Genomic DNA, 23,051 nt, shown 5'->3' with positions numbered 1-23,051 from the left:
AATAACTCCAGAGTGAAAATTTTTATTTGCTTCCCGTCGCGCGCTTCAGCGCGATACGAGCGGTAATACGTAATCTTATTAAGCGCCAGAAAACCCATACCAGCGTGGCGGCTGAAATCGCCGCCGTCAGCAGATAGGTATCATTGTAAGCGAGAATATTGGCCTGCAGGGTGGCGGCGTTTTGCAGCAGCGTGGTGGCCTGAACGTTGAGCAACGTGCTGTCGCCAATCTGGTTTTGATACATCTGGCTGTACTGCTGCAAGCGCTCGGTAATCAGCGGATTGAGCGTGGTGAGCTGGTCGGCGAGCTGGCTGGAGTGAAACTTCTCCCGCCAGGTCTGAAAGGTGCCGAGAATAGCGGAACCCAGCAGGCCGCCGATATTCTGGCTCATGCCGAACAGCACCGAGAAGCTCACCAGGTTGCGCTGGTCGGCAATGACGCCGCCAATCCCCGCCAGCATCGCCGGGGCGAGGAAAAAGGCGCTGCCGAAGCCCAGCAGAAACTGGCTGAACATCAGCTGCTCCGGTCGCGTGAGGATCGTCGACTGGCTGTCGAGCAGCGAGGCAACCATAATCAACGCCAGCGCCGTGGCGGTGGGCCAGTAGAGGCGCTGCGGGTTGAGCGTCAGGCAGCTGGCGACGATGCCGCAGACGATCCCGGCGAAAATCGACCATGCCAGGTTGGTCATCTGTTCATTCTGCAAACCGACGTACTGCAGCCAGCCGATAACGCCGGTATTCTGCTCCGCCAGCACGATGCGGATCAGCAGCATAATCAGCCCGAGGCGCAGAATACTGCCGCTGGAGAGCCATTTGATATTGAGCAGCGGGTTGCTGCGGTTATGCTCAAAGGCAATCGCGGAGACAATCAGCACCACCGCGCCCGCCAGCGCCCAGCCGATCCACGGCGCTTCAAACCACCAGTCCAGCCGTCCCAGCGACAGCACCGCGGTGACCAGCGCCATCCCCGGCGCCAGCAGGAAGAAGGTGATGAAGTCTTTCTTCTCAAACACCTTTTTACGATCGCTTGGCGGCAGCTTGAGGGCAATCACGCAGGCCAGCGACACCAGCGCCAGCCCCAGCTCAAAGAAGTACAGCCCGCGCCACTCGTCGATTTGCAGCAGCTCGGTTGAGAACAGGCGCGCCAGCGGGATCGCCAGGGATGAACCGGTGATGCCGATGGTCAGCGCTTTGAGCCGATGGCGGGCGGGCCAGGCCTGCACCTGATAATAAATCCCCAGCGAGCTTAGCGCTGCGGCCACCATGCCGTGGGCGGCGCGCACCATCAGCGCTGAACTGAGGTCGTTGACGAACAGGTGGAAAAAGGTCACCAGCACGTAGAGAACGAGAAAACCCTCGGTAAAAGCGCGCAGGCCGAACTGCTGGCGAAACTTCACCAGCAGCAGGTTGATGGAGACGTTGGTCATCACGTAGACCGCCGGGAGCCAGGCAATCTCGGTTGACCAGGCGGCAAAGGTACCCTGCAACAGCTGCAGATTGGCGGTCACCACCGCGTTGCCGAGCGCGCCCGTCAGGCAGACCAGCAGCCCGACGATCCCGTAGGCAATACGTTTTGGCGTACTGTGAATGGGGGTCGACGGCGAGCCGAGGATCGCCGGTTTTTCGTGCGGGGCCCAGTCGTGAGGAACATAGGGATTAGCGTGACGACGCGGCATTATTTTTTCTCAACCTCGCGCAGCAGCTTCTCCAGTACCCGCTGCGTCTGCCGCTGCTCTTCGGGGGTAATGGCGGTAAGGATCTCCTCCCGCAAATCATCGGCCACCGTTTTCACCTGCTGATACACCTCAAGGCCTTTGGCGGTAGCGATCAGCAGTCGTTTACGCTTGTCGCGTTCGGTTTTCACCCGCTCGACCAGACCGAGATCGACCAGCCGGTTGAGCAGCGGTACGAGGGTTGCGCTTTCTACGCCGAGCTCCTGGGCCAGCTCGCTTTGCGATAGCGGCTTTTCGTTGCGCGCAATGGCGGAAACGGCGACCCAGCTGGCCTGGCTCATGCCAAGGTCCTTGAGCCGACGGTTGACCGCCAGGCGCCAGTGGTGGGCGGTCAGATATAAAAGATGGGAAAAGTTAAGCTGTCGGTTATCCATGGTCAGTCTGCAATATCGTTAGAGCTCTAATGATTTTTGCCTGACCAGAACGAGAATTCAAGCCTGATTGATAAAAACAGGTTAACGGTATGTGCGTTTATTGTGGAAGATGCTTTGGGAGGGGGGAAGAGAGTTCTGATCTCAGCCCGGCATTAACCGGGCTGAGAAGGGGGATTATCCCGGATAAATACCGCGATCTTTACGCGCCATCAGAATTCGCTCACAGGCCACGATATAGGCGGCGGTACGTAAAGAGCACGCTTTTTCCACCGCTTTTTCGTAAACGTGAACGATCGCATCGGTCATGATACGGTCCATTTTGGCGTTGATCTCTTCTTCGCTCCAGAAGAAGCTGGCCATATCCTGCACCCATTCGAAGTAGCTCACGGTGACGCCGCCGGCATTACAAATAACGTCCGGCACCACCACGATGCCGCGCTCGGCCAGCACGTCGTCCGCTTCCGGATAGGTCGGGCCGTTAGCGCCTTCAAGCACCAGTTTGCAGCTGAGGGTTTCCGCGCGCTCGCGCGTAATCTGACCTTCCAGCGCCGCCGGGATCAGAATATCCATCGGCGTCGTCCAGAACGCTTCTTTGTCAATTTCGCGGGCGCCCGGGAAGCCGGCAATTTGCTTGTTCTCCGCCTGCCATGCGGTCAGCGCGGCCATATCAATGCCGCCCTCGTTATACAGCGTGGCGGTGTGGTCCTGAATCACCACAATCCGCGCGCCGACGCCTGCGAACAGGCGGGCCGCTTCGCTGCCCACGTTACCAAAACCCTGCAGCGCGACTTTGGCGCCCTCAATTTCGATACCGCTGCGGCGAGCCACTTCACGACCGGTGATGAATACGCCGCGGCCGGTGGCTTTTTCACGGCCCAGCGAACCGCCGAGGTGAATAGGCTTGCCGGTGACCACGCCGGTGATGGTGGTGCCATGGTTCATGGAGTAAGTATCCATCATCCAGGCCATCACTTTACCGTTGGTACCAACGTCTGGCGCCGGAATATCTTTTTGCGGCCCGATGATAATGCCGATCTCGCTGGTATAACGACGGGTCAAACGTTCCAGTTCACCTTCTGATAATGAGAACGGGTCGACGCGGATACCGCCCTTGGCGCCGCCGTAGGGAATATTGACTGCCGCACACTTGATGGTCATCCAGGCTGAAAGCGCCATCACTTCATTCAAATCGACATCCGGATGGTAGCGCACGCCGCCTTTACCCGGTCCACGCGAGAGGTTGTGCTGGACTCGGTAGCCTTCGAAGTGGCGGATAGTGCCATCATCCATTTGTACCGGAATATCAACGATCAGCGCGCGTTTCGGATGGCGCAGGGTTTCGATCCAGTAGGCGAGATCGCCGAGATAGGGCGCAACGCGATCGATTTGACGCAGGTAGGTGGTCCATGGAGATGTACTACTTTCAGAAGCGTAAGATAACTTTTCCATAAGAGTCCTGTTTCGCAGTGATAATTATTTTGTTAACCGTGGAAAGGTACAGCTATAAACTCTGTAACGAGAATGTTATCACCAATTTAATGGGACGGTATTTGGCAAAAATGCAGAATATGCTGTCGTTGCGGCTGGGGTTCGGCTTTTTATGAATAAAAAAACGGAAAACAAGGCCATCAATGGATGAATATGCACCTTTGTGCATTAAAGCCGTAGTTGTGACCCTTTATCTCTATTTATCAGAATCTTGACCCTCTTCAAAAAGTGAATAAAACGCTATGTATATGTGTTGACTTTGTTGCTTAACGGGCGTGGGTATTCTGTTCGCACTTTATTACCCCAAAGTACGCTGTACCGTCTAAGATGGTGGCCGTTAATGTCAGGCTAAGAACGCTAAAAGGAGAGAACATGTCAGAGCATTTTCCATCGCTGCCGGAGGCGGTACTGGCCGCGGCGAATCAGCTGGGGGCCTGGCTGGCGCAGGATGATTTACCGCAGGATCCGCAAATAGAGCTGGTGGTGCTGGCAGGCAATGCGGTGATCCCGACCATTGATTTCGCCTGCCGGCTGGCAGCGCATCACGCCGTTCCTCTGCTGATCAGCGGCGGTATCGGCCACTCCACCTCGTTTTTATACCAGTCGGTGTTGAATGACCCGCGCTACAGCACCATTCCGGTAGACGATCGCGCCGAGGCGCATATTCTGGCCGACATTGCCCATCAGTTCTGGGCGATTCCGCGCCAACGAATCGTGGTGGAAGACCGCTCCACCAACTGCGGCGAGAACGCGCGCTTTACCCGGCAGATGCTGGAGCACAACGGCATTGCGCACCGTACGGGCGTGGTGGTTCAGGATCCGACCATGCAGCGGCGAACGATGGCGACATTTGCCCGCGTCTGGCAAGACGACCCGCGTGCGCCGATGTGGTACAGCGCGCCGGGCTGTTCACCGGTGTTGTGTAACGGGCGTGACGGCGTCACGTTCAGCGGGAAAGAGGCGGGTCTGTGGCCGGTGGGGCGCTATCTGGCGCTAATCCTCGGTGAACTGCCGCGGCTGACGGATAACCCGCAGGGCTACGGCCCCCTGGGTAAGGGATTTATCGCTCATGTGGATATTCCGCCGCACATCGCTCAGGCGTGGCAGACGCTGCGCGACGACCGCCTGCTCTCCGATGCGCTAAGCGCGCGTCAGCTGGCTTAGGGAATGGCGCGGCATGCCATGATAGCCAGCCCGCATTTCCCCTTCGAACGCAGGACCTATTAGCCGGTAACTCTCATCCTGCCCGTTTGCGTTAGCGATATCGCAAACGGGCATCATCTGTTATTGAATTGTAATTTTTTACGCCCCGGATTGCTCCGTTTTTATGAAATATCTCACAAAAACAAGCGCTCATGCTGTCCCTTTGCCTGATGGGCGATAATTTTTAACATCTAGTTCACCTGTTAAAAACAATAATCCTGAGGAGCAGACCATGACAGCACCCGTTCAACACCCTATGTATATTGACGGCCAGTTTGAACCCGGCCGCGGTGATGCATGGATTGATGTGATCAATCCGGCGACGGAAGCGCTGCTTTCGCGTATTCCCGACGGCAGCGCGGAAGATGCCCGGCGCGCGATTCTGGCCGCTGAGCGCGCGCAGCCGGGCTGGGAAGCCCTGCCGGCGATTGAGCGAGCGGGGTGGCTGCGCAAAATCGCTGCCGGTATCCGTGAGCGGGCCGAGGAGATCGCCGCGCTGATCGTCGCCGAGGGCGGAAAAATACAGCAGCTGGCCGCGGTGGAGGTCTCCTTTACCGCCGATTATCTGGATTATATGGCCGAATGGGCGCGCCGTTATGAAGGTGAAATTGTACAGAGCGACCGGCCGGGGGAAAATATTCTGGTATTCAAGCGCGCGCTGGGCGTGACCACCGGCATTCTGCCGTGGAATTTTCCATTCTTCCTGATTGCCCGCAAGCTGGCGCCGGCGCTCATTACCGGTAATACCATCGTGATTAAACCGAGTGAATTTACGCCGAATAACGCCATCGCTTTTGCGCAAATCGTCCATGATATCGGCCTGCCGAAAGGGGTCTTTAACCTGGTGCTGGGGCGCGGCGAAACCGTGGGCCAGGAGCTGGCGAGCAATCCGAAAGTGGCGATGGTCAGCATGACCGGCAGCGTCGCCGCGGGCGAGAAGATTATGGCCGCGGCGGCGAAAAACATCACCAAAGTGTGTCTGGAGCTGGGCGGTAAAGCGCCCGCTATCGTGATGGACGATGCGGATCTTGAGCTGGCGGTTAAGGCAGTGGTGGATTCTCGCGTAATTAATAGCGGGCAGGTGTGTAACTGCGTTGAGCGCGTATATGTGCAAAAGGGCATTTACGATCGCTTCGTTAACCGTCTGGGCGAAGCGCTGAAGGCGGTGCAGTTTGGCGATCCGGCGTCACGCGACGATATCGCAATGGGACCGTTGATTAACGCCGCCGCGCTGGAGCGCGTGGAGCAGAAGGTGGCGAAAGCGGTGGCCCAGGGCGCGCGCGTCGTCCTGGGTGGGAAAGCGGTGACGGGTAAGGGCTATTTCTATCCGCCGACGCTGCTGCTGGACGTGCGCCAGGAGATGGATATCGTGCATGAAGAGACGTTCGGCCCGGTGCTGCCGGTGGTGGCGTTTGATACCCTTGAAGAGGCGCTGGCGATGGCCAACGATAGCGATTACGGGCTGACGTCGTCAATCTATACCCGCGATTTGAACGTCGCGATGAAGGCGATCAAAGGGTTGAAGTTTGGTGAAACCTATATTAACCGCGAGAACTTCGAAGCGATGCAGGGTTTCCATGCTGGATGGCGTAAATCGGGCATCGGCGGCGCCGACGGGCGTCATGGTCTGAATGAGTATCTGCAAACCCAGGTGGTCTATCTGCAGGCCTGAGTCAGCAGAGAACCGGTGGGCTTCCCGGAGACGATGCTGCGCATCTGTCCGGGCTACCCAGCCCGCAGACCGCCTCCCGGGTCGCGGCTGACGCCTTACCCGGGCTACCCAAACGCAGGCCGCACGTACCTGTAGCCTGGGCAAGGCGTCAGCCGCCCCCGGGATTTATTTGGCGAACTTATCCAGTACGCGGATAAGCTGGGTAACGAAGCCATACTCGTTATCGTACCAGGAGACGGTTTTCACCAGCTGGAGATCGCCAACCTCGGCAATCTCCAGCTGCGTGGCGTCATAAATGGAACCGAAATGGCTGCCAATCACGTCCGACGAGACGATCTCCTCTTCGGTGTAACCGAATGATTCGTTGTTCGTCGCCGCGTTTTTCATCGCCTGATTGACTTCTTCGGCGGAGACCTTTTTCTCCAGCACCGACACCAGCTCAGTCACCGACCCGGTTTTCGTCGGCACGCGCTGGGCGTGGCCCTTCAGCTTGCCGCTAAGCGCTGGAATAACCAGCCCGATGGCTTTCGCCGCCCCGGTTGTATGCGGAATGATATTTTCCGCCGCCGCGCGGGAAGCGCGTAGATCTTTGCCGCGGGGGCCGTCAACCAGCGATTGCGTACCGGTATAGGCGTGAATCGTGGTCATGGTCCCCACCTTAATACCAAAGGCGTCATTCAGCACTTTCGCCATCGGCGCCAGGCAGTTGGTGGTGCAGGAGGCCACGGAAATAATCGTATCGTTTGCCTCCAGCGTGTCGTCGTTAACGTTATAGACAATGGTTTTCATATCGCCAGCGGGCGCGGAGATAAGCACTTTTTTAGCGCCGGCGGTCAGATGAGCTTGCGCTTTTTCCGCGGAGGTATAAAAACCCGTACACTCGACGATCAGCTCGGCACCGACCGCTTTCCACGGAATATGCTGAGCCTCTTTTTCGGCATAAACGGTAATTTTTTTGCCGTCAACGATAAGCGCATCTTCAGTAAAATCGACGCTCCACGGGAAAGGTCCGTAGTTAGAATCATGCTTAAGCAGGTAGGCCAGTACCTTAGGGGAGGTGAGGTCGTTGATGGCGACGACCTCTAAAGGACTATTAACCTCCAGTAATCGGCGCAGTACTAAACGTCCAATACGCCCAAATCCATTAATCCCGAGTTTACTCATGAAGAATCTCCAGGTCAGTTGAACTGTCAGGTGAAAACTTCTCCAGGCTTAGTTCAGCTGGCGGAATAGGGCAACCAACGATTTTTCCGGCGCCGTTATATGCTGATAAAAACGTGTACGGAAAAGTGAATAAATTCGGCGGGTTGTGGGCGGGGCATTAAGGGTTAATAATTTTTTGTTTCAGCTTTATACGCCGCGGGCATATTGGCAAGGGGTTGAAAAGATGGGCCCAGAAAGGGCCCGCCGGGTGGCCGATTATTCGGCGTTCCCGCCCCGTTCAGCAAAAGCGGCAAGCGCGGCGCCGTCAAGGCGATAGCGAACCCACTCACTTTGCGCAACGGCGCCAATGCTCAGATAAAAATCAATGGCCGGCTGGTTCCAGTCGAGCACGCTCCACTCCAGGCGACCGCACTCTCTTTTTACCGCCAACTGAGCGATGGTTCGCAATAGCGCTTTTCCAGCGCCGCGACCACGAAATTCGGGAGTGACGTACAGATCTTCCATATAGATGCCGTTTCGACCGAGCCAGGTGGAATAGCTGGTGAAGAACACCGCGTACCCGGCAACCTTATTGTCAATCTCGCAGATTAGCGCTTCCGTTTTGCTGTCGCTGGCGAAAAGCGATGCCTGGATTTCATCTACCGTGGTGACCACCTGCTCCGGCGCTTTTTCATAAACCGCAAGCTCGTAAATCATGTCATAAATTGCTTTTGCGTCCGCCGGGCGGGCCTGACGAATGGTCATATTCATTGGAGTACCTGTTGTGCCATCGTGAGTTTGATACCGCCAAGCATAAACGTTAAGGTTAGAAGAATTAAGTGCAATGAAATCACCCAATGATGAATATTATGCATCCTGCGCTTCGCCGTCTTGATTTGAATCTGCTGCCGGTATTTGAGGCGGTCTACCGCTATCGTTCGGTGCGCCTGGCGGCGGAAGAGCTGGCGATGAGCACATCAGCGTTAAGCCACGCGCTATCCAGACTGCGCGCCGCGCTCAACGACCCGCTTTTCTATCGCGAAGGTCATCGTATGTGCCCCAGCGTATACGCCACCCAGCTCGCGCCTTCCATCGCTTCGGCGCTCAAGTTTTTAGATCAGGAGCTTACTCCGCAGCCGAAGTTTGTTGCCTCAGCCAGTACCGACTGCCTACAGATAGCGATCACGGACTTCACCGCGCAGTGCGTTTTCCCGACGCTGATGCCCAGGCTACAGCAACAGGCGCCAGGCCTGCGTTTCGAACTGCGCTATCTGCCGCACAGCCCGGCGCTGACGGAACTGCTGGCCGGCGAGGTGGATTTAGCGCTGGGATTTAGCGCGCTGGATGAAGCAGAGCATCCGGAGCTGGATGAGATTTGCTGGCTGAAAGATGATTATGTTGCGATAAGCAGCGCCAGGCGATCCCGGCTCACGCTGACGGACTACCTGGCAGCACAGCATCTGGTAGTCACCCCGTGGAATGAAAACCAGGGCGTTCTCGACGTGCAGCTTGCGAAAATGGGCTTCTCGCGGCATATCACCATCAAAACCCCCTCTATGCTGAGCGCGCCAGCTATTATTGCGCAAAGTGAACTGCTTATGGCGATACCGCGCTCTGCCGCGGCAAAAATGACTGACGCGGCGACGCTGAAGGTCTTTGAATTACCGTTTGAGGTTCCGCCGTTTGAAGTGAAAATTTATTCCCACAAGCGGAGCGGGCAGCGCGGCGCGAGCCAGTGGCTGAAAGAGAGGCTGAGGGAGTGGGCCGCGACGGAACGAACCTGATGTCTCGTTTGACGAGTCAGCGAAATATGCTTAACTCATGAGACAACAAATGTGAATCGTCTGTTAACAGCCTGATGCGCGCTTCAGTGATAAGCGCAGCGTCATCTATCCTGATAACGTAAGAGAGAAAAATTGAAATTAGCCGGACTCCATCCCGATGAACTGCGTCGCCTGCAATCGCTGCGGGCATCCGGATTACTTAATAGCGGAAAAGAAGAGCGTTTCGATCGCCTGACCCGGCTTGCGCGTACGCTCTACGATCTGCCGGTGGCGTCGGTTAGCCTCGTGGGAGAAAATACCCTGCATGTTAAATCCTGCGCCGGACTTGAAGTCGATACCCTGCCGAGGGATATCACGTTCTGCGCGCATACTATCCTGCAGACCGACCCTTTAATCGTTAATGACCTGCAGCAGGATCTGCGCTTTCACGATAACCCGCTGGTCACGGAAGCGCCTTTTATCCGCTTTTATGCCGGATACCCGGTACAGCTGCCTGACGGCGCGACGGTCGGCGCGTTCTGCCTGATGGACCACAAGCCGCGCGCCTTTTCCGTGCATGAGATACAAATATTAAGCGACCTGGCCGCCATCGTTGAAGATGAATTCAAGGTGCTCGACGCGGCGACCGCCGATGAGCTGACGGGGTTGTTCAACCGCCGGGGTTTTATGTCGTTAGCGGAGTACGCGCTGCTGACGGCCAGGCGGCGCAATGAACCGGCGAGCCTCGTATTTATCGATCTCGATCGCTTTAAGCTGATTAACGATATCTGGGGTCATGAACAGGGGGATAAAGCCCTGACGGCGATGGCTGATTTGATGAAAGCCACCTTCCGGGAGTCGGATATCATTGCCAGGCAGGGCGGAGATGAGTTTATTATCCTGCTTGCTAATACTGCCCAGCAGGCGGCGGGCATCGCGATGGCGCAGCTAAGCAATAACGTTGCTGAGTATAATCAACAGGCGGGCAATCCGTGGCAGCTGGCCTTTTCCTGGGGCTGCGTTGAATACGACCCTGCAACGCATCATAGCCTCAATGAGATCGTTGCGGTGGCGGACCGGCGCATGTATCAGGCGAAGACCAGCCATGGCGCCGAGCGCCGGTAGGGAACCGCCCGGCGTCGCCAGCCGATATTCGGCGTCTGGCTGATGCCGCGGCGGCTTGCGCTTCCTTAGTGGAGACCAAGGCGGATCAGTTCAACGGGCTCGAACTTACCTTCCGTCCCTTCCACTTCGACTGTCTTATTACGGCGCAGCTGGGCTGGCGTTAAGCCCGTCGCGTGGATAGCGATAATTTTACCGGTTTTACCCGTCCCGTTAATCATCACCTGGCTGCCGTTAGTAATAGGATTGCGGTTACGATCGTAAGTGATCATGCTGATTTCTCCTTTTAATCATCGGGTGGTAACAATCGCTTCTCGCGCCGGGCTGCCCCCGGCGCGGACGTAATACCAATACGCCTCTCGGCCCGTCATTTTGTTGTTTTTGATCAACTTCACACTTTTTAGCGTCCCTCAACGGGCTAACGAGCCGGAGACAGGCTTTGCCTGACCCGGAATCCGTACTGCTTTTGAAGACGATTCCGCGGGTATCAACCCCCGTGGAGGCCCGGGTTGCAGTCGCTGATGCGGCTGCTAAACTTTTTTCGGGCATAACGGAGCGGAACGATGAAGAACAAAGAAGAGCAAACGGGGCTGATTGGTCTTGCCATTGGCGCGGCGGTTATTGGCCTGGTCTCTGGCCAGAAGCCAATCAACCGGGAAAGCATTGTTGAAGAACTGGTGAGGCTGGGCAGACAGAAGGGGGATGGCGTCGAGGACGAGATTTTTATGCAGGCGGCAACGCTGGTGCGCAAGGGGGTATGATCCCGCCGGTAGAAGAAGCCCGGGTAGGCGAAAACCCGGGATTAAACGGGGAGGAAGGTCATCATAAGATACGCTATCACAATGCATATCAGCGCCATGTACCAAACAAAACTCATTCTGTTACCCGCCCTGTAGCGCCATGCCGGTCACCGCGTTAACCACGGTCGCGGCCATCAAAACGCCGCCGACGATAGCGCAGGCACGGTTTTTCCGGGTCGCCCCCAACGTCAACATCACCACCGCTGCGGCAAAGAGGGGGATGGCTATTATGCTGAAAGTGTTCATCGTTTCCTCAACACTCGTCCGTTAATCTTCCTGCATCCACATATCGGCTTCTTCGAACATCTCCTGCACGGCGCGGCTGATCTGCTCCTTCTCGTGCTTGCTGGCGTCAGTATTGATGGAGGCCAGGGTCATCATCGGCTTAACGCGGACGTCGGCATCGGGAAAAATGCGATGCACTCGCTTCGTCAGTTCATTAAGAATGATCTCTTTAGCGCCGGCCAATCCCTCGAAATTTCTTTTGTCATAAATCAGCTCTACGAACATTTTTTATCCCGTTTATGGTAATAGCAGGGAGTATTGTACTGTGATTATATACAGCGTCAAGGCCGAGGTATACGTTCCCCGTATTCCTGCGCCGGGGATAACTCGCCGCTTTTGCATTAAATGCGTGAAACCGACAATTGTTTTTTTATAAGTACGTAAAAGTTAATGAATTTTTAATAAAAGGTGTTTATGTTGGCGATATCACCGTTTTATTAAGGGTTTCTCATGCGCGATAAATATTCTGGCCTGCAAATTGGCATCCACTGGCTGGTGTTTCTTTTAGTGATAGGCGCTTACGCGGCGATGGAGCTGCGGGGCTTTTTCCCCCGCAGCGCGCGACCCGCCATCAATATGATTCACGTCTCCTGCGGGATTTCTATTTTTGTTCTGATGGTGGTGCGCCTGTTGGTGCGTCTCAAATCTCCGGCGCCGCCAATTGTGCCTAAGCCGTCGCCGATGATGACCGGCTTCGCGCATCTGGGGCATCTGGTTATCTATCTGCTGTTTATCGCGCTGCCGGCCATCGGCATGGTCATGATGTACTACCGCGGTAACCCGTGGTTCGCGTTTGGCCTGACCATGCCGCACGCGGCGGAAAGCAACTTTGAGCTGGTGGATACCCTGAAAGCGTGGCACGAGCTGCTGGCCAATACCGGCTACTTTATCATTGGCCTGCACGCGCTGGCGGCGCTGTTGCACCACTACTTCTGGAAAGATAACACGCTGCTGAGGATGATGCCGCGCAGGCGTTAAACCTCGATAAACCCGCTTCGGCGGGTTTTTTTGTCTAATTCTTCGGGGCTTCAACTTCCGCTAAGCGCAAATTCTCGCCGCTATGCTACGGTTAAAGCGGCGAAGCCATTTGCCTCATGGCAACAATAAATATAGTATACCCCCCTATATGATATGGAGGGCGTCACCATGCCACATTCACCTGAAGATAAAAAGCGTGCCCTCAGTCGGGTAAGGCGCATCCGTGGCCAGGTTGAAGCGCTCGAGCGGGCGCTGGAATCCGGCGAACCCTGTATGACCATTCTGCAACAAATCGCCTCAATTCGCGGCGCCGCCAACGGCCTGATGGGAGAGATGGTTGAAATTCATCTGCAGGATGAACTGGTCAGCGGCGAAACGACGCCAGACCAGCGCGCCGCCAGAATGGCGGAAGTCGGGCATCTGCTACGGTCCTATTTAAAATAAAATCACCACGAGGAAGAGAGATATGAAATCACGTGCAGCCGTCGCGTTTGGCCCAGGCCAGCCGCTTTCAATCGTTGAGATTGACGTCGCGCCGCCGAAAAAAGGCGAAGTGCTGGTCAAAATCACCCATACCGGCGTATGCCACACCGATGCCTTTACCCTCTCAGGCGACGATCCGGAAGGCGTTTTCCCGGCGGTACTGGGCCATGAAGGCGGCGGGATTGTCGTCGAAGTGGGGGAAGGCGTGACCAGCTTGCAGCCGGGCGACCACGTTATTCCTCTGTATACCGCCGAATGCCGCGAGTGTAAGTTCTGTAAATCCGGCAAAACTAACCTCTGCCAGGCGGTGCGCGCCACTCAGGGTAAAGGCCTGATGCCGGACGGCACCACCCGTTTCTCCTATAACGGTGAACCGATTTATCACTATATGGGGACCAGCACCTTCAGCGAATACACCGTAGTGGCCGAAATTTCGCTGGCAAAAGTGAACCCGCAGGCGCCGCTGGATAAAGTCTGCCTGCTGGGCTGCGGCGTCACTACCGGCATCGGCGCGGTGCACAATACGGCGAAAGTAAAAGAGGGCGATACCGTCGCCGTCTTCGGCCTCGGCGGGATCGGCCTGGCGGTGATCCAGGGCGCGGTACAGGCGAAAGCCGGGCGCATTCTGGCGGTGGATACCAACCCGGAAAAATTCACCCTCGCGAAAGAGATGGGCGCGACCGACTTTATCAACCCGAATGATTACGATAAGCCGGTGCAGGATGTGATTGTTGAACTCACCGACGGCGGCGTCGACTTTAGCTTCGAGTGTATCGGTAACGTCAACGTGATGCGCGCGGCGCTGGAGTGCTGCCACAAAGGCTGGGGCGAAAGCGTCATCATCGGCGTTGCCGGCGCGGGCCAGGAGATTAAAACCCGCCCATTCCAGCTGGTCACCGGGCGCGTCTGGCGCGGCTCCGCGTTCGGCGGCGTGAAAGGGCGTACCCAGCTGCCGGGAATGGTTGAAGAGGCGATGGCGGGGAAAATTCGCCTCGATCCGTTTATTACCCACCGTATGCCGCTGGATCAAATCAACGAAGCGTTTGATCTGATGCATGAAGGTAAATCCATTCGTACCGTCATTCATTTCGGCGAGAATTGATTTTCCTGGTGAAAAATAACCCGGGCATGCCCGGGTTATCGTTTAAGAGGGATTACTCCCGCCGCAGGTTTTCATAACCATTCTGCCATCGCCGCTGTTCCCGCCGCTCCCGTTCACGCTGAATATCCGATTTCTCATCTTCCCAGACCGCGCAGTGCGGGCCGCTGAACACCTCGCAGGGCTGTGGGCTGGCGGTGAGCGGAGACGCCGCTTTCTCTTCCCAAATCGTCGGATCGCGCAGGTCCACTTCCGGGGCTTTTAACGCCTGAGCCGAGGCGGCGGCTAACATGAAGGTGCCTGCGAGCAGGCGGCAGGGTGAACTTTTCATCCATTATCCTTGTTCAGTTGTTATTATTGATAACCATTCGCAATAGTAACATAGCTGAATGAAAATGGCTTGCTTAGGGGGCTGAAGATGATTTTGCTTTCACGCCAGCCGCCACCGGGCGGTTCCCGGGCCGCAAAAAGGGCCCCGTTTGGGGCCCTGGTGGTTACTTCTGCTGCGGAAGCGCGTAGGCGATAATATAATCGCCGCGGTCCGGCGACTGGCGAGCGCCGCCCGCGTTGATGATGATGTACTGCTTGCCGGTTTTCGGCGATACGTAGGTCATCGGGCCGGACTGGCTGCCGACCGGCAGACGCGATTTCCAGATCTCTTTCCCGTTGGCGGTATCAAACGCGCGCAGGTAGAAGTCCTGGGTGCCCGCGAAGAACAGCAGGCCGGACTGGGTTGATAACGAGGCGCCCAGCGTCGGCATACCGATAGGGATTGGCATATGCATGCGGATCCCCAGCGGGCCGGTGTCCTCAACGGTGCCCACCGGAACCTGCCACACCAGTTTGCCGGTTTTCAGATCGACCGCTGACATAGTGCCGAACGGTGGTTTCTGGCACGGAATGCCCAGCGGCGACAGAAAGCGTTCGCGCATGGCGCCGAACGGCGTGCCCTCCATCGGCACAATCCCCATTTCGATACCGCTGGCGTCCTTCGCCACTTTGGCGCGCGGCACCATATAGTTGGCGAGGCCAAGGCGCATATCATTGACGAACATCAGGCTGTTGTTCGGGTCAACCGACACGCTGCCCCAGTTCATCCCGCCCAGCGAGCCGGGATACTGCAGCGAACGATCCTCGCCCGGCGGGGTGAAGACGCCCTGGTGACGCATCTCTTTAAACTGGATGCGGCACAGCAGCAGGTCGACAGGCGTCGCGCCCCACATATCCGACTCGGTCAGCGTCTCGTTGCCGATCATTGGCATGCCGACGGAGTAGGGCTGGGTCGGCGAGTAGCGCTCGCCCTTGACGTTGCCCGCCGGGACTGGACGTTCCTCAACCTTGGCGACCGGTTCACCGGTGGCGCGGTTCAGCATAAAGATCATGCCCTGCTTGCTGGTTTGCACCAGCACCGGCGTGGTGCCGCCTTTACCGTCAGGCAGATCGTACAACAGCGGCTGGGAAGGCAGGTCGAAATCCCAGAGATCGTGATGGGTGGTCTGATAATGCCAGCGTACCTGGCCGGTCGTGGCGTCAACGGCCACGATGGAGGAACTGTATTTATCGTCCAGCGCGGTACGTTCGCCGCCAAAGAAGTCCGGCGTTGCGTTACCGGTCGGCAGATAAATCAGATTCAGCTTCGCGTCATAGGACATGGCCGACCAGACGTTCGGCGTACCGCGGGTGTAGGTCTGTCCGGCCGGCGGTTCGCCGGTCAGGTTCGGGTTGCCCGGATCCCATGCCCACGCCAGTTTGCCGGTATGAACATCATAGGCGCGAACGACGCCCGGGGGCTCGCCGGTGGAGAAGTTATCCGCCACGCGACCGCCAACCACGACCACGTTACCCGCCACCAGCGGCGTGGAGGTCTGCTGGTAGTAACCCGCTTTGATTTCCCCCATGCCAACGCTCAGGTCCACAATACCGTGGTCGCCGAAGGCGTCGCACAGTTTACCGTTATCGGCATCAATAGCGATCAGACGGGCGTCGGTGGTTGGCAGGAACAGGCGGCGGGAGCAGGCGGCCGGCTGCGCGTCGACGGCAGGGGAAACCTGGGCCTGGCTCTCTTCGTAATAGCCTAAGCCGCGGCAGCGCTGCCAGTTCGGCGCGGTGGCTTTTGAATCATAGCGCCATTTCTCTTTACCGCTATCGACATCCAGCGCCAGCACCTTGCTGTAGGGCGTACAGACGTAAAGCGTATCGCCAATTTGCAGCGGCGTATTCTGGTCTTCCGCGCCGGAGCCGTTGCTCTGCGGGATATCCCCGGTGTGGGCGACCCAGGCAACCTGCAGCTGGTCAACGTTCTGTTTGTTAATCTGGTCGAGGGCGGCGAAACGGTCGCCGTGGGTGGTGTTGCCCCAGTGCGCCCAGTTTTTCTGCTGCTCGCCCGCGGCGACCGGTTTAACCGGCACCGCCTCGCTGGCGCTGACCAGCGGCTGGGATTTAAACATCCAGCCGAAACTAACCAACAGTACCACCGCCAGCACCGCTGCCAGGCCAAACGACGGCCCTTTTTTCGCCGGCTGCCGGGACAGATACGGCCAGACCAGCGCGGCAAGGAAGGCCAGTACGCCGAGCGCGAACAGGCGCGAGAACAGCGGCCAGTAGGTCCAGCCGGCATCGCTAATGGCCCAGACGATCGAGGCGATAAACGCTATCGCGTACAGTATGATACCGCCGCGACGGCTGCGGAAAATGAGCACCGCGGCGATAACCATCACCAGGCCCATAATCGCAAAATAGAAGGTCCCGCCAACGGAGGCGAGCTTTGCACCAAGAATACCGATAGCCAGGCCGATGATCAGCATCAGCCCGGCGAGAAGCCACTGCAGGACCCGGGGGAATCCTCGCGGCGCGTTGCCAGTTGCCATTTTTTCTCCTTAACCACCCCTGAACAGGCGTGAACCAGATGAATCAATTTCTCAAGTGAAGGCTTTTGAATGAAGCGATGTTGACCTTCATAAAAGCAGGTTTTTTACTGTTATTGATTTCGAGTGAACCATTTGGTGAAATCGTGGCTATGATAGATCTGTTAAAGAAATTTACGCAATTGTTAATGAATGATTTCGCACTAATTGATTATTGTGGTGAATATGGTGGGTGCGAAAAGGAAATCAGGCGGTCAGATCTCCCCGACGCGGATAACGGTCGGGGAGAGGGCGATCAGACGGGCATCGATTTACGAATGGCGCTCAGCAGGGTTTGTGTTCCCGCGGTGAGCGTGGCGTCCACCCGGGTGAGAATACCTATCGGTTCGCCCGCGCCCTGGGTGGGCACCGGCAGCGCGGCCAGCAGCCCACGGCGCAGGTCGTCTTTGACCGCACCGGAGGGGACAAACCAGACGTAGTCGTAATCGACGGTGAGCTGGCGCGACAGGGAAGCCGACAGCGTCTCGATGCAGCCAGACGGAATTTTGCAGCCCTGGCTTTGCAGCAGGGTTTCGGCGTTCTGTCGCGGCAGCGTACCTTTGGGCGAAACCACCACCGGCCACTCCATGACCCGACTCAGCGTAACCGTTTCCTGCAGCAGCGGATGCCCCGGACGAACCACCAGCTTCAGGGATTCGAGAAACAGCAGTTCATAGTTCAACCCGCTCATCAACTCCGGATCGGACATCCGTCCGATACCGATATCGATTTCTCCCGATTTTAGTCCGGCCAGCAGCATGGTGTTATTCATGGTCGCCACCTGCAGGGTGATATCTTTTTGCTGCTGATGGAACTGGCCGATCACCGAGGGCAGGATCCCCAGTGCGGCGGTGGGGAGCGCCCCGATGCGCACGATATCGCTGTTGAGGCCTTCTTTACGGTTTAGCGCCTGTCCCGCGGTATTGAGCGCGTCGAGCACTTTAACCGCGTGGGTGAGAAACTGTTCGCCGACCAGCGTGAGCTGCGCGCCGAGGCGTCCACGCTCAAACAGCCGGGTACCGGTCAGCTGCTCCAGTTCGTTTAGCGTTTTGGATAAGGCCGGTTGACTCAGATTTAAGGTTTCAGCCGCGCGCCCAAGAGTTCCCTGTTGAGCGACGGCCACGAAAGTATGTAGATGGCGCAAGCGAATGCGCTGACTGAAAAGACCATTTTTTTGCATAATCAATGTTAAAAACAGAGGCGTCCCAGTGACAAGTAAGGGCGATTAAAATTGTTAACTTCATAGCAAAATATTATTAACATTTTATATTATTATTTTACAAGTTGATTTTATTGAGTTTGCCATATAGCGTCGCCCCTGACCGGCAGGGGCGGAAAAAGGAAGAAAAAACTCAGATATCGAAGAAGACGGTTTCGTTTTCGCCCTGCAGGTGAATATCGAAGCGATATACGATCTCCGCGCCGCGAACCTCGCGCTGCGCGATGAGGGTCTGGCGACGCACTTCCCACTCAATCAGATTCAGCACCGGGTCGACCTGGTTGGCATCCTGCTCGTCGGAAAAGTACATCCGCGTGTTGAGGCCAATATTAATCCCGCGGGCGACCACCCACAGATTGACGTGCGGCGCCATGGTGCGCCCATCGCGACCTACCACGGCCCCGGGTTTAATGGTTTCGAAGCGCCAGACGCCGCTGGTGAAGTCCGAGCAGCTGCGTCCCCAGCCGCGAAACGCCGCATCCAGCTTCTTGCCCTGCTGTCGGTCGTCGGGATGGTTATAGCGCCCGGCGGCGTTGGCCTGCCAGATTTCCAGTAGCACATCGCGCACCGGCGTGCCGGAGCCATCGATGACTCTGCCTTCGATAGTAATACGTTCGCCCTCGGTGTCTGCCGTTGTCAGCGTCGGGCCAAAATTTTTCTCAAAGATATGGAAACCGGCGGCGTCCGGCGCGAGGCCGATATGCACATAAGGGCCAGCGGTTTGTGACGCGGTTTCAGGTAAATAATCTTTCATCGGGCGGCCCCCTGCGTGCGGTTTTCAAACAGCGTTGCGCGATGGCCGCGCAGCACGAGATCAAAACGGTAAGCCAGAGAGTCCAGCGGTACGGCGGCATGGGTATCCAGCTCGGCGATTAATGTCCTGATGGCATCATCGTTATTGATGGTTTTGACAATAGGACACTGTTTAATCAGCGGATCGCCTTCGAAATACATCTGCGTGATCAGGCGCTGTGCCCAGGCGTCGCCGGAGAGCGAAAAGTGAATATGCGCCGGACGCCAGTCGCTTACCTGGTTGCGCCACGGATAGGGGCCGGGCTTGATGGTGCGGAAACAATAGTAGCCGTTTTCGTCGGTCAGCACCCGTCCGCAGCCGCCAAAGTTCGGGTCGATAGGCGCCAGATATTGATCTTTCTTATGCCGGTAGCGTCCGCCCGCGTTGGCCTGCCAGACTTCGACCAGCGTATTTTTCATTGGTCGGCCAAATCCATCGCGAACGTAGCCGTGGACGATTATCCTTTCGCCAATCGGCAGGCCGTCTTTGGCGTAGTTGAGGATCAGGTCGTTATCGAGCGCGCCGAGATCGTCGCTGCTGAACACCGGTCCGGTGATTTCAGAAAGGGAATTCTGCAGGGAAATGAGCGCATTGCGCGGCGAGCGCAGCACGCTGGTTTTATAGCCCGGGGCGTAAGCGGGAGGATGGCTGCTGTAGTCGCGGTGCAGGACCTCGCGCGGTGACCATTTTTCGTTCATGAGGGTACTCCATATTATCGGTAGAGAGGCATGTTGTTGTAATGTCGCCACTCGCAGTGTGTGTAAATGTTTTGTTAATTTAAAGTGAAATTAAAGGGTGTTTAACATAACTGGCGGTTATGAAGTGAGCGGGTGAAAATAAACCGGCCAGCTACCGGCATCACAGTTTGTAAATTCTTCCCGCCGTCTGCAGAGAGCTTTCCTACACTCCAGGGAGAATTCACTGGAGGTAAGACATCATGGCGAACACCATCACGGCTGATGAGATTCGGGAAAGCTTTTCGCAGGCGATGTCGGCGATGTACCAGCAGGAAGTTCCGCAGTACGGGACGCTACTGGAGCTGGTGGCCGACGTTAACCTGGCCATACTGGAGAATAACCCGACGCTGCACGAACAACTGGCCAACGCCGATGAACTGGCGCGGCTGAACGTTGAACGCCACGGCGCGATCCGCGTCGGTACGGCGGAGGAACTGGCGACCTTGCGTCGCATGTTTGCCATTATGGGAATGTATCCCGTCAGCTATTACGATCTGTCGCAGGCCGGCGTACCGGTTCACTCCACCGCGTTTCGCCCCATTGATGACGCCGCGCTGGCGCGCAATCCGTTTCGCGTTTTTACCTCGCTTCTGCGACTTGAACTTATCGCCAATGAAGCTTTGCGTCAGCGGGCGGCGGATATCCTTTCCCGACGCGATATCTTCACGTCGCGCTGTCGTGAACTGATCGCGTTACATGAACAGAAAGGGGAGTTTACCGCCGCAGAGGCGCGCGAGTTTGTGCAACAGGCGCTGGAAACCTTTCGCTGGCATCGACACGCCACCGTCGATGAGGAAACCTATCACGCGCTGCATGAAGAGCACCGGCTGATTGCCGATGTGGTCTGTTTCCCCGGCTGCCACATTAATCATCTGACGCCGCGCACCCTGGATATTGACCGGGTGCAGGCGTTAATGCCCGAGTGCGGTATCGCGCCAAAAGCGTTGATAGAAGGGCCGCCGCGCCGCGATGTGCCCATTTTACTGCGCCAGACCAGCTTTAAGGCCCTTGAGGAGCCGGTGATGTTTGCCGGAGAGCATAGAGGCACGCATACGGCTCGCTTTGGCGAAATCGAGCAGCGCGGTATCGCCTTAACGCCGAAGGGCCGCGCCCTGTACGACCGACTGCTTGGCGAGGCGGGGGTAGGCAAAGATAATCTCACCCATCAGCGTCATCTGCAGGAGGTGTTTAGCCCGTTCCCGGACAGCGAATTCCTGCTGCGTCAGCAGGGGCTGGCGTACTTTCGCTATCGCCTGACGCCCGCCGGCGAAGCGCACCGTCAGGCGTTTCGTCCGGGCGACGATCCGCAGCCGCTGATTGAACGCGGCTGGGTCATCGCACAACCGATTATTTATGAAGACTTTTTGCCGGTCAGCGCCGCCGGGATTTTTCAGTCTAACCTGGGCAACGAGATACAGACCCGCAGCCACGGCAACGCCAGCCGCCAGGCCTTTGAGGAGGCGCTGGGCTGTCCGGTTTATGATGAGTTTGCCCTTTATCAACAGGCGGAAGAGCGCAGTAAACGACGTTGCGGTCTGCTGTAAAATCAGTACTCTGCTGGCATGAGTCGTTAAAGGAAGCAGGTCATGCAGAATCCGTCTACCCCGCTGGTGAAAACCCGGCAGGGCACCCTATCCGGCACCGCTGAAGAGTACATGCATATCTGGCGCGGTATACCCTATGCCGCGCCGCCCGTCGGCGATCTCCGCTGGCGCGCGCCGCAGCCTGCCGCCCGCTGGCAGGGCGTGCGCCGGGCGGAGAGTTTCTCGGCCTCCAGCTGGCAGGATATTGAGTACTGTCGTGAGCTCGGCGGCGGCGATCCCGGCCGCTTTTCCGAGGATTGCCTGTACCTTAACGTCTGGTCACCCGCTTCGCGCGCGCAGCCGCTGCCGGTGATGGTCTGGCTGCACGGCGGCGGCTATACCATCGGCGCGGGAAGCTTACCGCCCTATGATGGTAAAGCCTTAGCGTCCCGTGACGTAGTGGTAGTCACGGTTAACTACCGGCTGGGGCATCTGGGCTTTTTTGCCCATCCGGCGCTGGAGGAAGAAGAGGGGGAGCGCATCTATAATTTTGCGCTGCTCGATCAGATCGCCGCCCTGCAGTGGGTTCAGGAGAACATTCACGCCTTCGGCGGCGATGCGGCCAACGTGACGCTGTTCGGCGAGTCCGCCGGGGCGCGCAGCGTGCTGTCGCTCATGGTTTCGCCAAAATCCAGAGGGCTGTTCCATAAGGCGATTATTCAGAGCGGCTATACCTTGCCGGATCTGCCGCGGGAAAAGGCGCTGGCCAAAGGGCAGCTCATCGCGGAGCACTTCTCTTTACCGCAGGCCAGCGCCGAACAGCTGCGGGCGATTCCGGCGGACGCGTTCTGGTCGCTGACCGCACCGCTTACCATCGGCCCGGCGCCCATTGTTGGCGATGCCGTACTGCCGCAGCCGATGCTGGAGACTTTTTTTAGCGGGCGTCAGCACCCGCTGCCGGTGATGATTGGCTCGAACAGCGATGAGGCCAGCGTCATGGCGGTGTTTGGCGTCGATATCGCCGGGCAGATCCAGAAGCTTCGCCGCGAACGCCGTTTTGGTCTCGGTTTGATTAAGCTGCTCTATCCCGGCGTCAAGGGCGATGAGGCATTAGGGCGTGAAGTCTGCCGCGATATGGCCTTTACCACCCTGGGTTACGTGGTGATGCAGGCGCAGCAGCGGGTAGGGCAACCGTGCTGGCGCTACTGGTTTGACTACGTTGCCGAGGCGGAACACCAAACCTATCCGCACGGCGCGTGGCACGGTAATGAAGTGGCGTACGTTTTTGACAACCTCGACCTTGCCGAGCCGGTACGACAGTATGCGAACGAGCGCGACCGGACCTTTGCCGCCCGGGTTGCCGATTATTGGGCTAGCTTTGCCCGTGTAGCGGGTAACGGCTGCCACGAGCTATCCGGGCCGGTGCGCTGGCCCGCCAGCGTGCGCGGACGGGACCGTCTGTTGCGCATCGGTTTGCACAAGCGGGCCGGTTTTAAAGTGGAAAACCGTTTTATGCGCGCGCGTCTGGCGCTGTTTCGGCGGGTGATGAAGCACCATGTGACGCTGGATTAACGCTGTCCGGAAGATCTCCGTTTGCCGCGGTACGTTCTGCAAATGGAACAATGCGTCCCACTTTAGGCGGCTAATCCTCAGCCAGCGATTACACTAAGATCGGCTCTGTTAACCCTGCATCCGCAGAACCTGCGTTCTGACGGAAGATCTGACGTTAAAATG

Annotated in this window: 23 protein-coding genes; 10 read left to right on the top strand and 13 right to left on the bottom strand. The window is 57.3% G+C overall.

The genetic code is table 11. From position 1 onward, the window contains the following. Positions 1-22: 22 nt before the first annotated feature. The 3 genes from JLG71_RS14980 to JLG71_RS14970 all read right to left on the bottom strand — a co-directional run bounded on the left by JLG71_RS14980 (position 23) and on the right by JLG71_RS14970 (position 3,555). Positions 23-1,675, bottom strand: a complete 1,653-nt coding sequence (locus JLG71_RS14980; RefSeq protein WP_025107913.1) for an MFS transporter — start codon at positions 1,673-1,675, stop codon at positions 23-25. Beyond that, a complete protein-coding gene (locus JLG71_RS14975) occupies positions 1,675-2,106 on the bottom strand; it encodes a MarR family winged helix-turn-helix transcriptional regulator (RefSeq protein ID WP_014229199.1) in 432 nt (143 codons plus the stop codon). Before JLG71_RS14975 ends, JLG71_RS14980 begins: the two co-directional genes overlap by 1 nt. Positions 2,107-2,280: 174 nt before the next feature. Continuing rightward, positions 2,281-3,555 carry a Glu/Leu/Phe/Val family dehydrogenase gene (locus JLG71_RS14970; RefSeq protein WP_200913551.1) on the bottom strand — a complete coding sequence of 425 codons (1,275 nt, stop codon included), beginning with the start codon at positions 3,553-3,555 and terminating at the stop codon, positions 2,281-2,283. Between the two features lie 411 nt (positions 3,556-3,966). Between JLG71_RS14970 and JLG71_RS14965 the strand changes: the two genes are divergently transcribed. Together JLG71_RS14965 and aldA are read left to right on the top strand one after the other, a co-directional pair. After that, complete coding sequence (locus JLG71_RS14965) at positions 3,967-4,758, top strand: YdcF family protein (protein WP_064375228.1); 792 nt, start codon at positions 3,967-3,969, stop codon at positions 4,756-4,758. Between the two features lie 271 nt (positions 4,759-5,029). Beyond that, entirely contained in the window at positions 5,030-6,469 is a 1,440-nt protein-coding gene (aldA, locus tag JLG71_RS14960; RefSeq protein ID WP_032693447.1) for an aldehyde dehydrogenase, read from the top strand. Positions 6,470-6,634: 165 nt separating this feature from the next. On the opposite strand, the gene gap is transcribed toward aldA, so the two are convergent. Continuing rightward, entirely contained in the window at positions 6,635-7,633 is a 999-nt protein-coding gene (gene gap, locus JLG71_RS14955) for a type I glyceraldehyde-3-phosphate dehydrogenase (RefSeq protein ID WP_004850532.1), read from the bottom strand. 255 nt (positions 7,634-7,888) lie between these two features. Continuing rightward, on the bottom strand, positions 7,889-8,383 hold the full coding sequence (locus JLG71_RS14950) for a GNAT family N-acetyltransferase (RefSeq protein ID WP_014838362.1): 495 nt from the start codon (positions 8,381-8,383) through the stop codon (positions 7,889-7,891). Positions 8,384-8,472: 89 nt separating this feature from the next. Here JLG71_RS14950 and JLG71_RS14945 point away from each other — a divergent pair, with 89 nt between their 5' ends. Continuing rightward, entirely contained in the window at positions 8,473-9,396 is a 924-nt protein-coding gene (locus tag JLG71_RS14945; RefSeq protein ID WP_200914314.1) for a LysR family transcriptional regulator, read from the top strand. Positions 9,397-9,528: 132 nt separating this feature from the next. Next, entirely contained in the window at positions 9,529-10,500 is a 972-nt protein-coding gene (locus JLG71_RS14940; RefSeq protein ID WP_116280049.1) for a GGDEF domain-containing protein, read from the top strand. Between the two features lie 65 nt (positions 10,501-10,565). Here JLG71_RS14940 and ydfZ read toward each other — a convergent pair whose 3' ends face one another. Further along, a complete protein-coding gene (gene ydfZ / locus JLG71_RS14935) occupies positions 10,566-10,769 on the bottom strand; it encodes a putative selenium delivery protein YdfZ (protein ID WP_004850536.1) in 204 nt (67 codons plus the stop codon). A 291-nt stretch (positions 10,770-11,060) separates the two neighbouring features. On the opposite strand from ydfZ, the gene JLG71_RS14930 reads away from it, so the two are divergent. Beyond that, a complete protein-coding gene (locus tag JLG71_RS14930; protein WP_014229206.1) occupies positions 11,061-11,258 on the top strand; it encodes a hypothetical protein in 198 nt (65 codons plus the stop codon). A gap of 120 nt (positions 11,259-11,378) precedes the next feature. Here the strand turns inward: JLG71_RS14930 and JLG71_RS14925 are convergent, their stop codons facing one another. After that, positions 11,379-11,543, bottom strand: a complete 165-nt coding sequence (locus JLG71_RS14925) for a hypothetical protein (protein WP_004850538.1) — start codon at positions 11,541-11,543, stop codon at positions 11,379-11,381. Positions 11,544-11,564: 21 nt separating this feature from the next. Next, positions 11,565-11,807 carry a DinI family protein gene (locus JLG71_RS14920; protein ID WP_004101739.1) on the bottom strand — a complete coding sequence of 81 codons (243 nt, stop codon included), beginning with the start codon at positions 11,805-11,807 and terminating at the stop codon, positions 11,565-11,567. Positions 11,808-12,032: 225 nt separating this feature from the next. Here JLG71_RS14920 and cybB point away from each other — a divergent pair, with 225 nt between their 5' ends. The 3 genes from cybB (at position 12,033) to JLG71_RS14905 (ending at position 14,145) form a co-directional block, all read left to right on the top strand. Then, positions 12,033-12,560, top strand: a complete 528-nt coding sequence (cybB, locus tag JLG71_RS14915) for a cytochrome b561 (RefSeq protein WP_048263584.1) — start codon at positions 12,033-12,035, stop codon at positions 12,558-12,560. A 168-nt stretch (positions 12,561-12,728) separates the two neighbouring features. Further along, complete coding sequence (locus JLG71_RS14910; protein WP_004101746.1) at positions 12,729-13,004, top strand: metal/formaldehyde-sensitive transcriptional repressor; 276 nt, start codon at positions 12,729-12,731, stop codon at positions 13,002-13,004. Between the two features lie 22 nt (positions 13,005-13,026). Further along, positions 13,027-14,145 carry an S-(hydroxymethyl)glutathione dehydrogenase/class III alcohol dehydrogenase gene (locus JLG71_RS14905; RefSeq protein ID WP_014229209.1) on the top strand — a complete coding sequence of 373 codons (1,119 nt, stop codon included), beginning with the start codon at positions 13,027-13,029 and terminating at the stop codon, positions 14,143-14,145. Positions 14,146-14,197: 52 nt separating this feature from the next. On the opposite strand, the gene JLG71_RS14900 is transcribed toward JLG71_RS14905, so the two are convergent. From JLG71_RS14900 to pcaH, 5 genes are all read right to left on the bottom strand, one after another. Beyond that, positions 14,198-14,473 (bottom strand): hypothetical protein, encoded by a 276-nt coding sequence (locus JLG71_RS14900; protein WP_025107907.1) that lies wholly within the window; start codon positions 14,471-14,473, stop codon positions 14,198-14,200. Between the two features lie 163 nt (positions 14,474-14,636). Then, entirely contained in the window at positions 14,637-17,009 is a 2,373-nt protein-coding gene (locus JLG71_RS14895; protein ID WP_049084349.1) for a membrane-bound PQQ-dependent dehydrogenase, glucose/quinate/shikimate family, read from the bottom strand. Between the two features lie 292 nt (positions 17,010-17,301). Then, positions 17,302-18,225, bottom strand: a complete 924-nt coding sequence (locus JLG71_RS14890) for a LysR substrate-binding domain-containing protein (protein WP_004850547.1) — start codon at positions 18,223-18,225, stop codon at positions 17,302-17,304. A gap of 172 nt (positions 18,226-18,397) precedes the next feature. Next, positions 18,398-19,018, bottom strand: coding sequence for a protocatechuate 3,4-dioxygenase subunit alpha (gene pcaG, locus JLG71_RS14885; RefSeq protein WP_004850549.1), 621 nt, complete (start codon positions 19,016-19,018; stop codon positions 18,398-18,400). Beyond that, the gene (gene pcaH / locus JLG71_RS14880) at positions 19,015-19,755 is read right to left on the bottom strand and encodes a protocatechuate 3,4-dioxygenase subunit beta (protein ID WP_032749246.1); all 741 of its coding nucleotides are present in this window, start codon (positions 19,753-19,755) and stop codon (positions 19,015-19,017) included. Before pcaH ends, pcaG begins: the two co-directional genes overlap by 4 nt. A gap of 239 nt (positions 19,756-19,994) precedes the next feature. On the opposite strand from pcaH, the gene hglS reads away from it, so the two are divergent. Further along, positions 19,995-21,338, top strand: coding sequence for a 2-oxoadipate dioxygenase/decarboxylase HglS (gene hglS, locus JLG71_RS14875; RefSeq protein WP_048263586.1), 1,344 nt, complete (start codon positions 19,995-19,997; stop codon positions 21,336-21,338). A gap of 42 nt (positions 21,339-21,380) precedes the next feature. Beyond that, positions 21,381-22,889, top strand: a complete 1,509-nt coding sequence (locus JLG71_RS14870; protein ID WP_025107904.1) for a carboxylesterase/lipase family protein — start codon at positions 21,381-21,383, stop codon at positions 22,887-22,889. The last annotated feature ends 162 nt before the right edge of the window (positions 22,890-23,051 follow it).

Source organism: Klebsiella michiganensis, from assembly GCF_015139575.1.
In the GTDB taxonomy this organism is placed as follows: Bacteria; Pseudomonadota; Gammaproteobacteria; order Enterobacterales; family Enterobacteriaceae; genus Klebsiella; species Klebsiella michiganensis.
The sequence above is the reverse complement of the archived record's forward strand: the minus strand, read 5'-3'. Positions and strand labels throughout refer to the sequence as shown.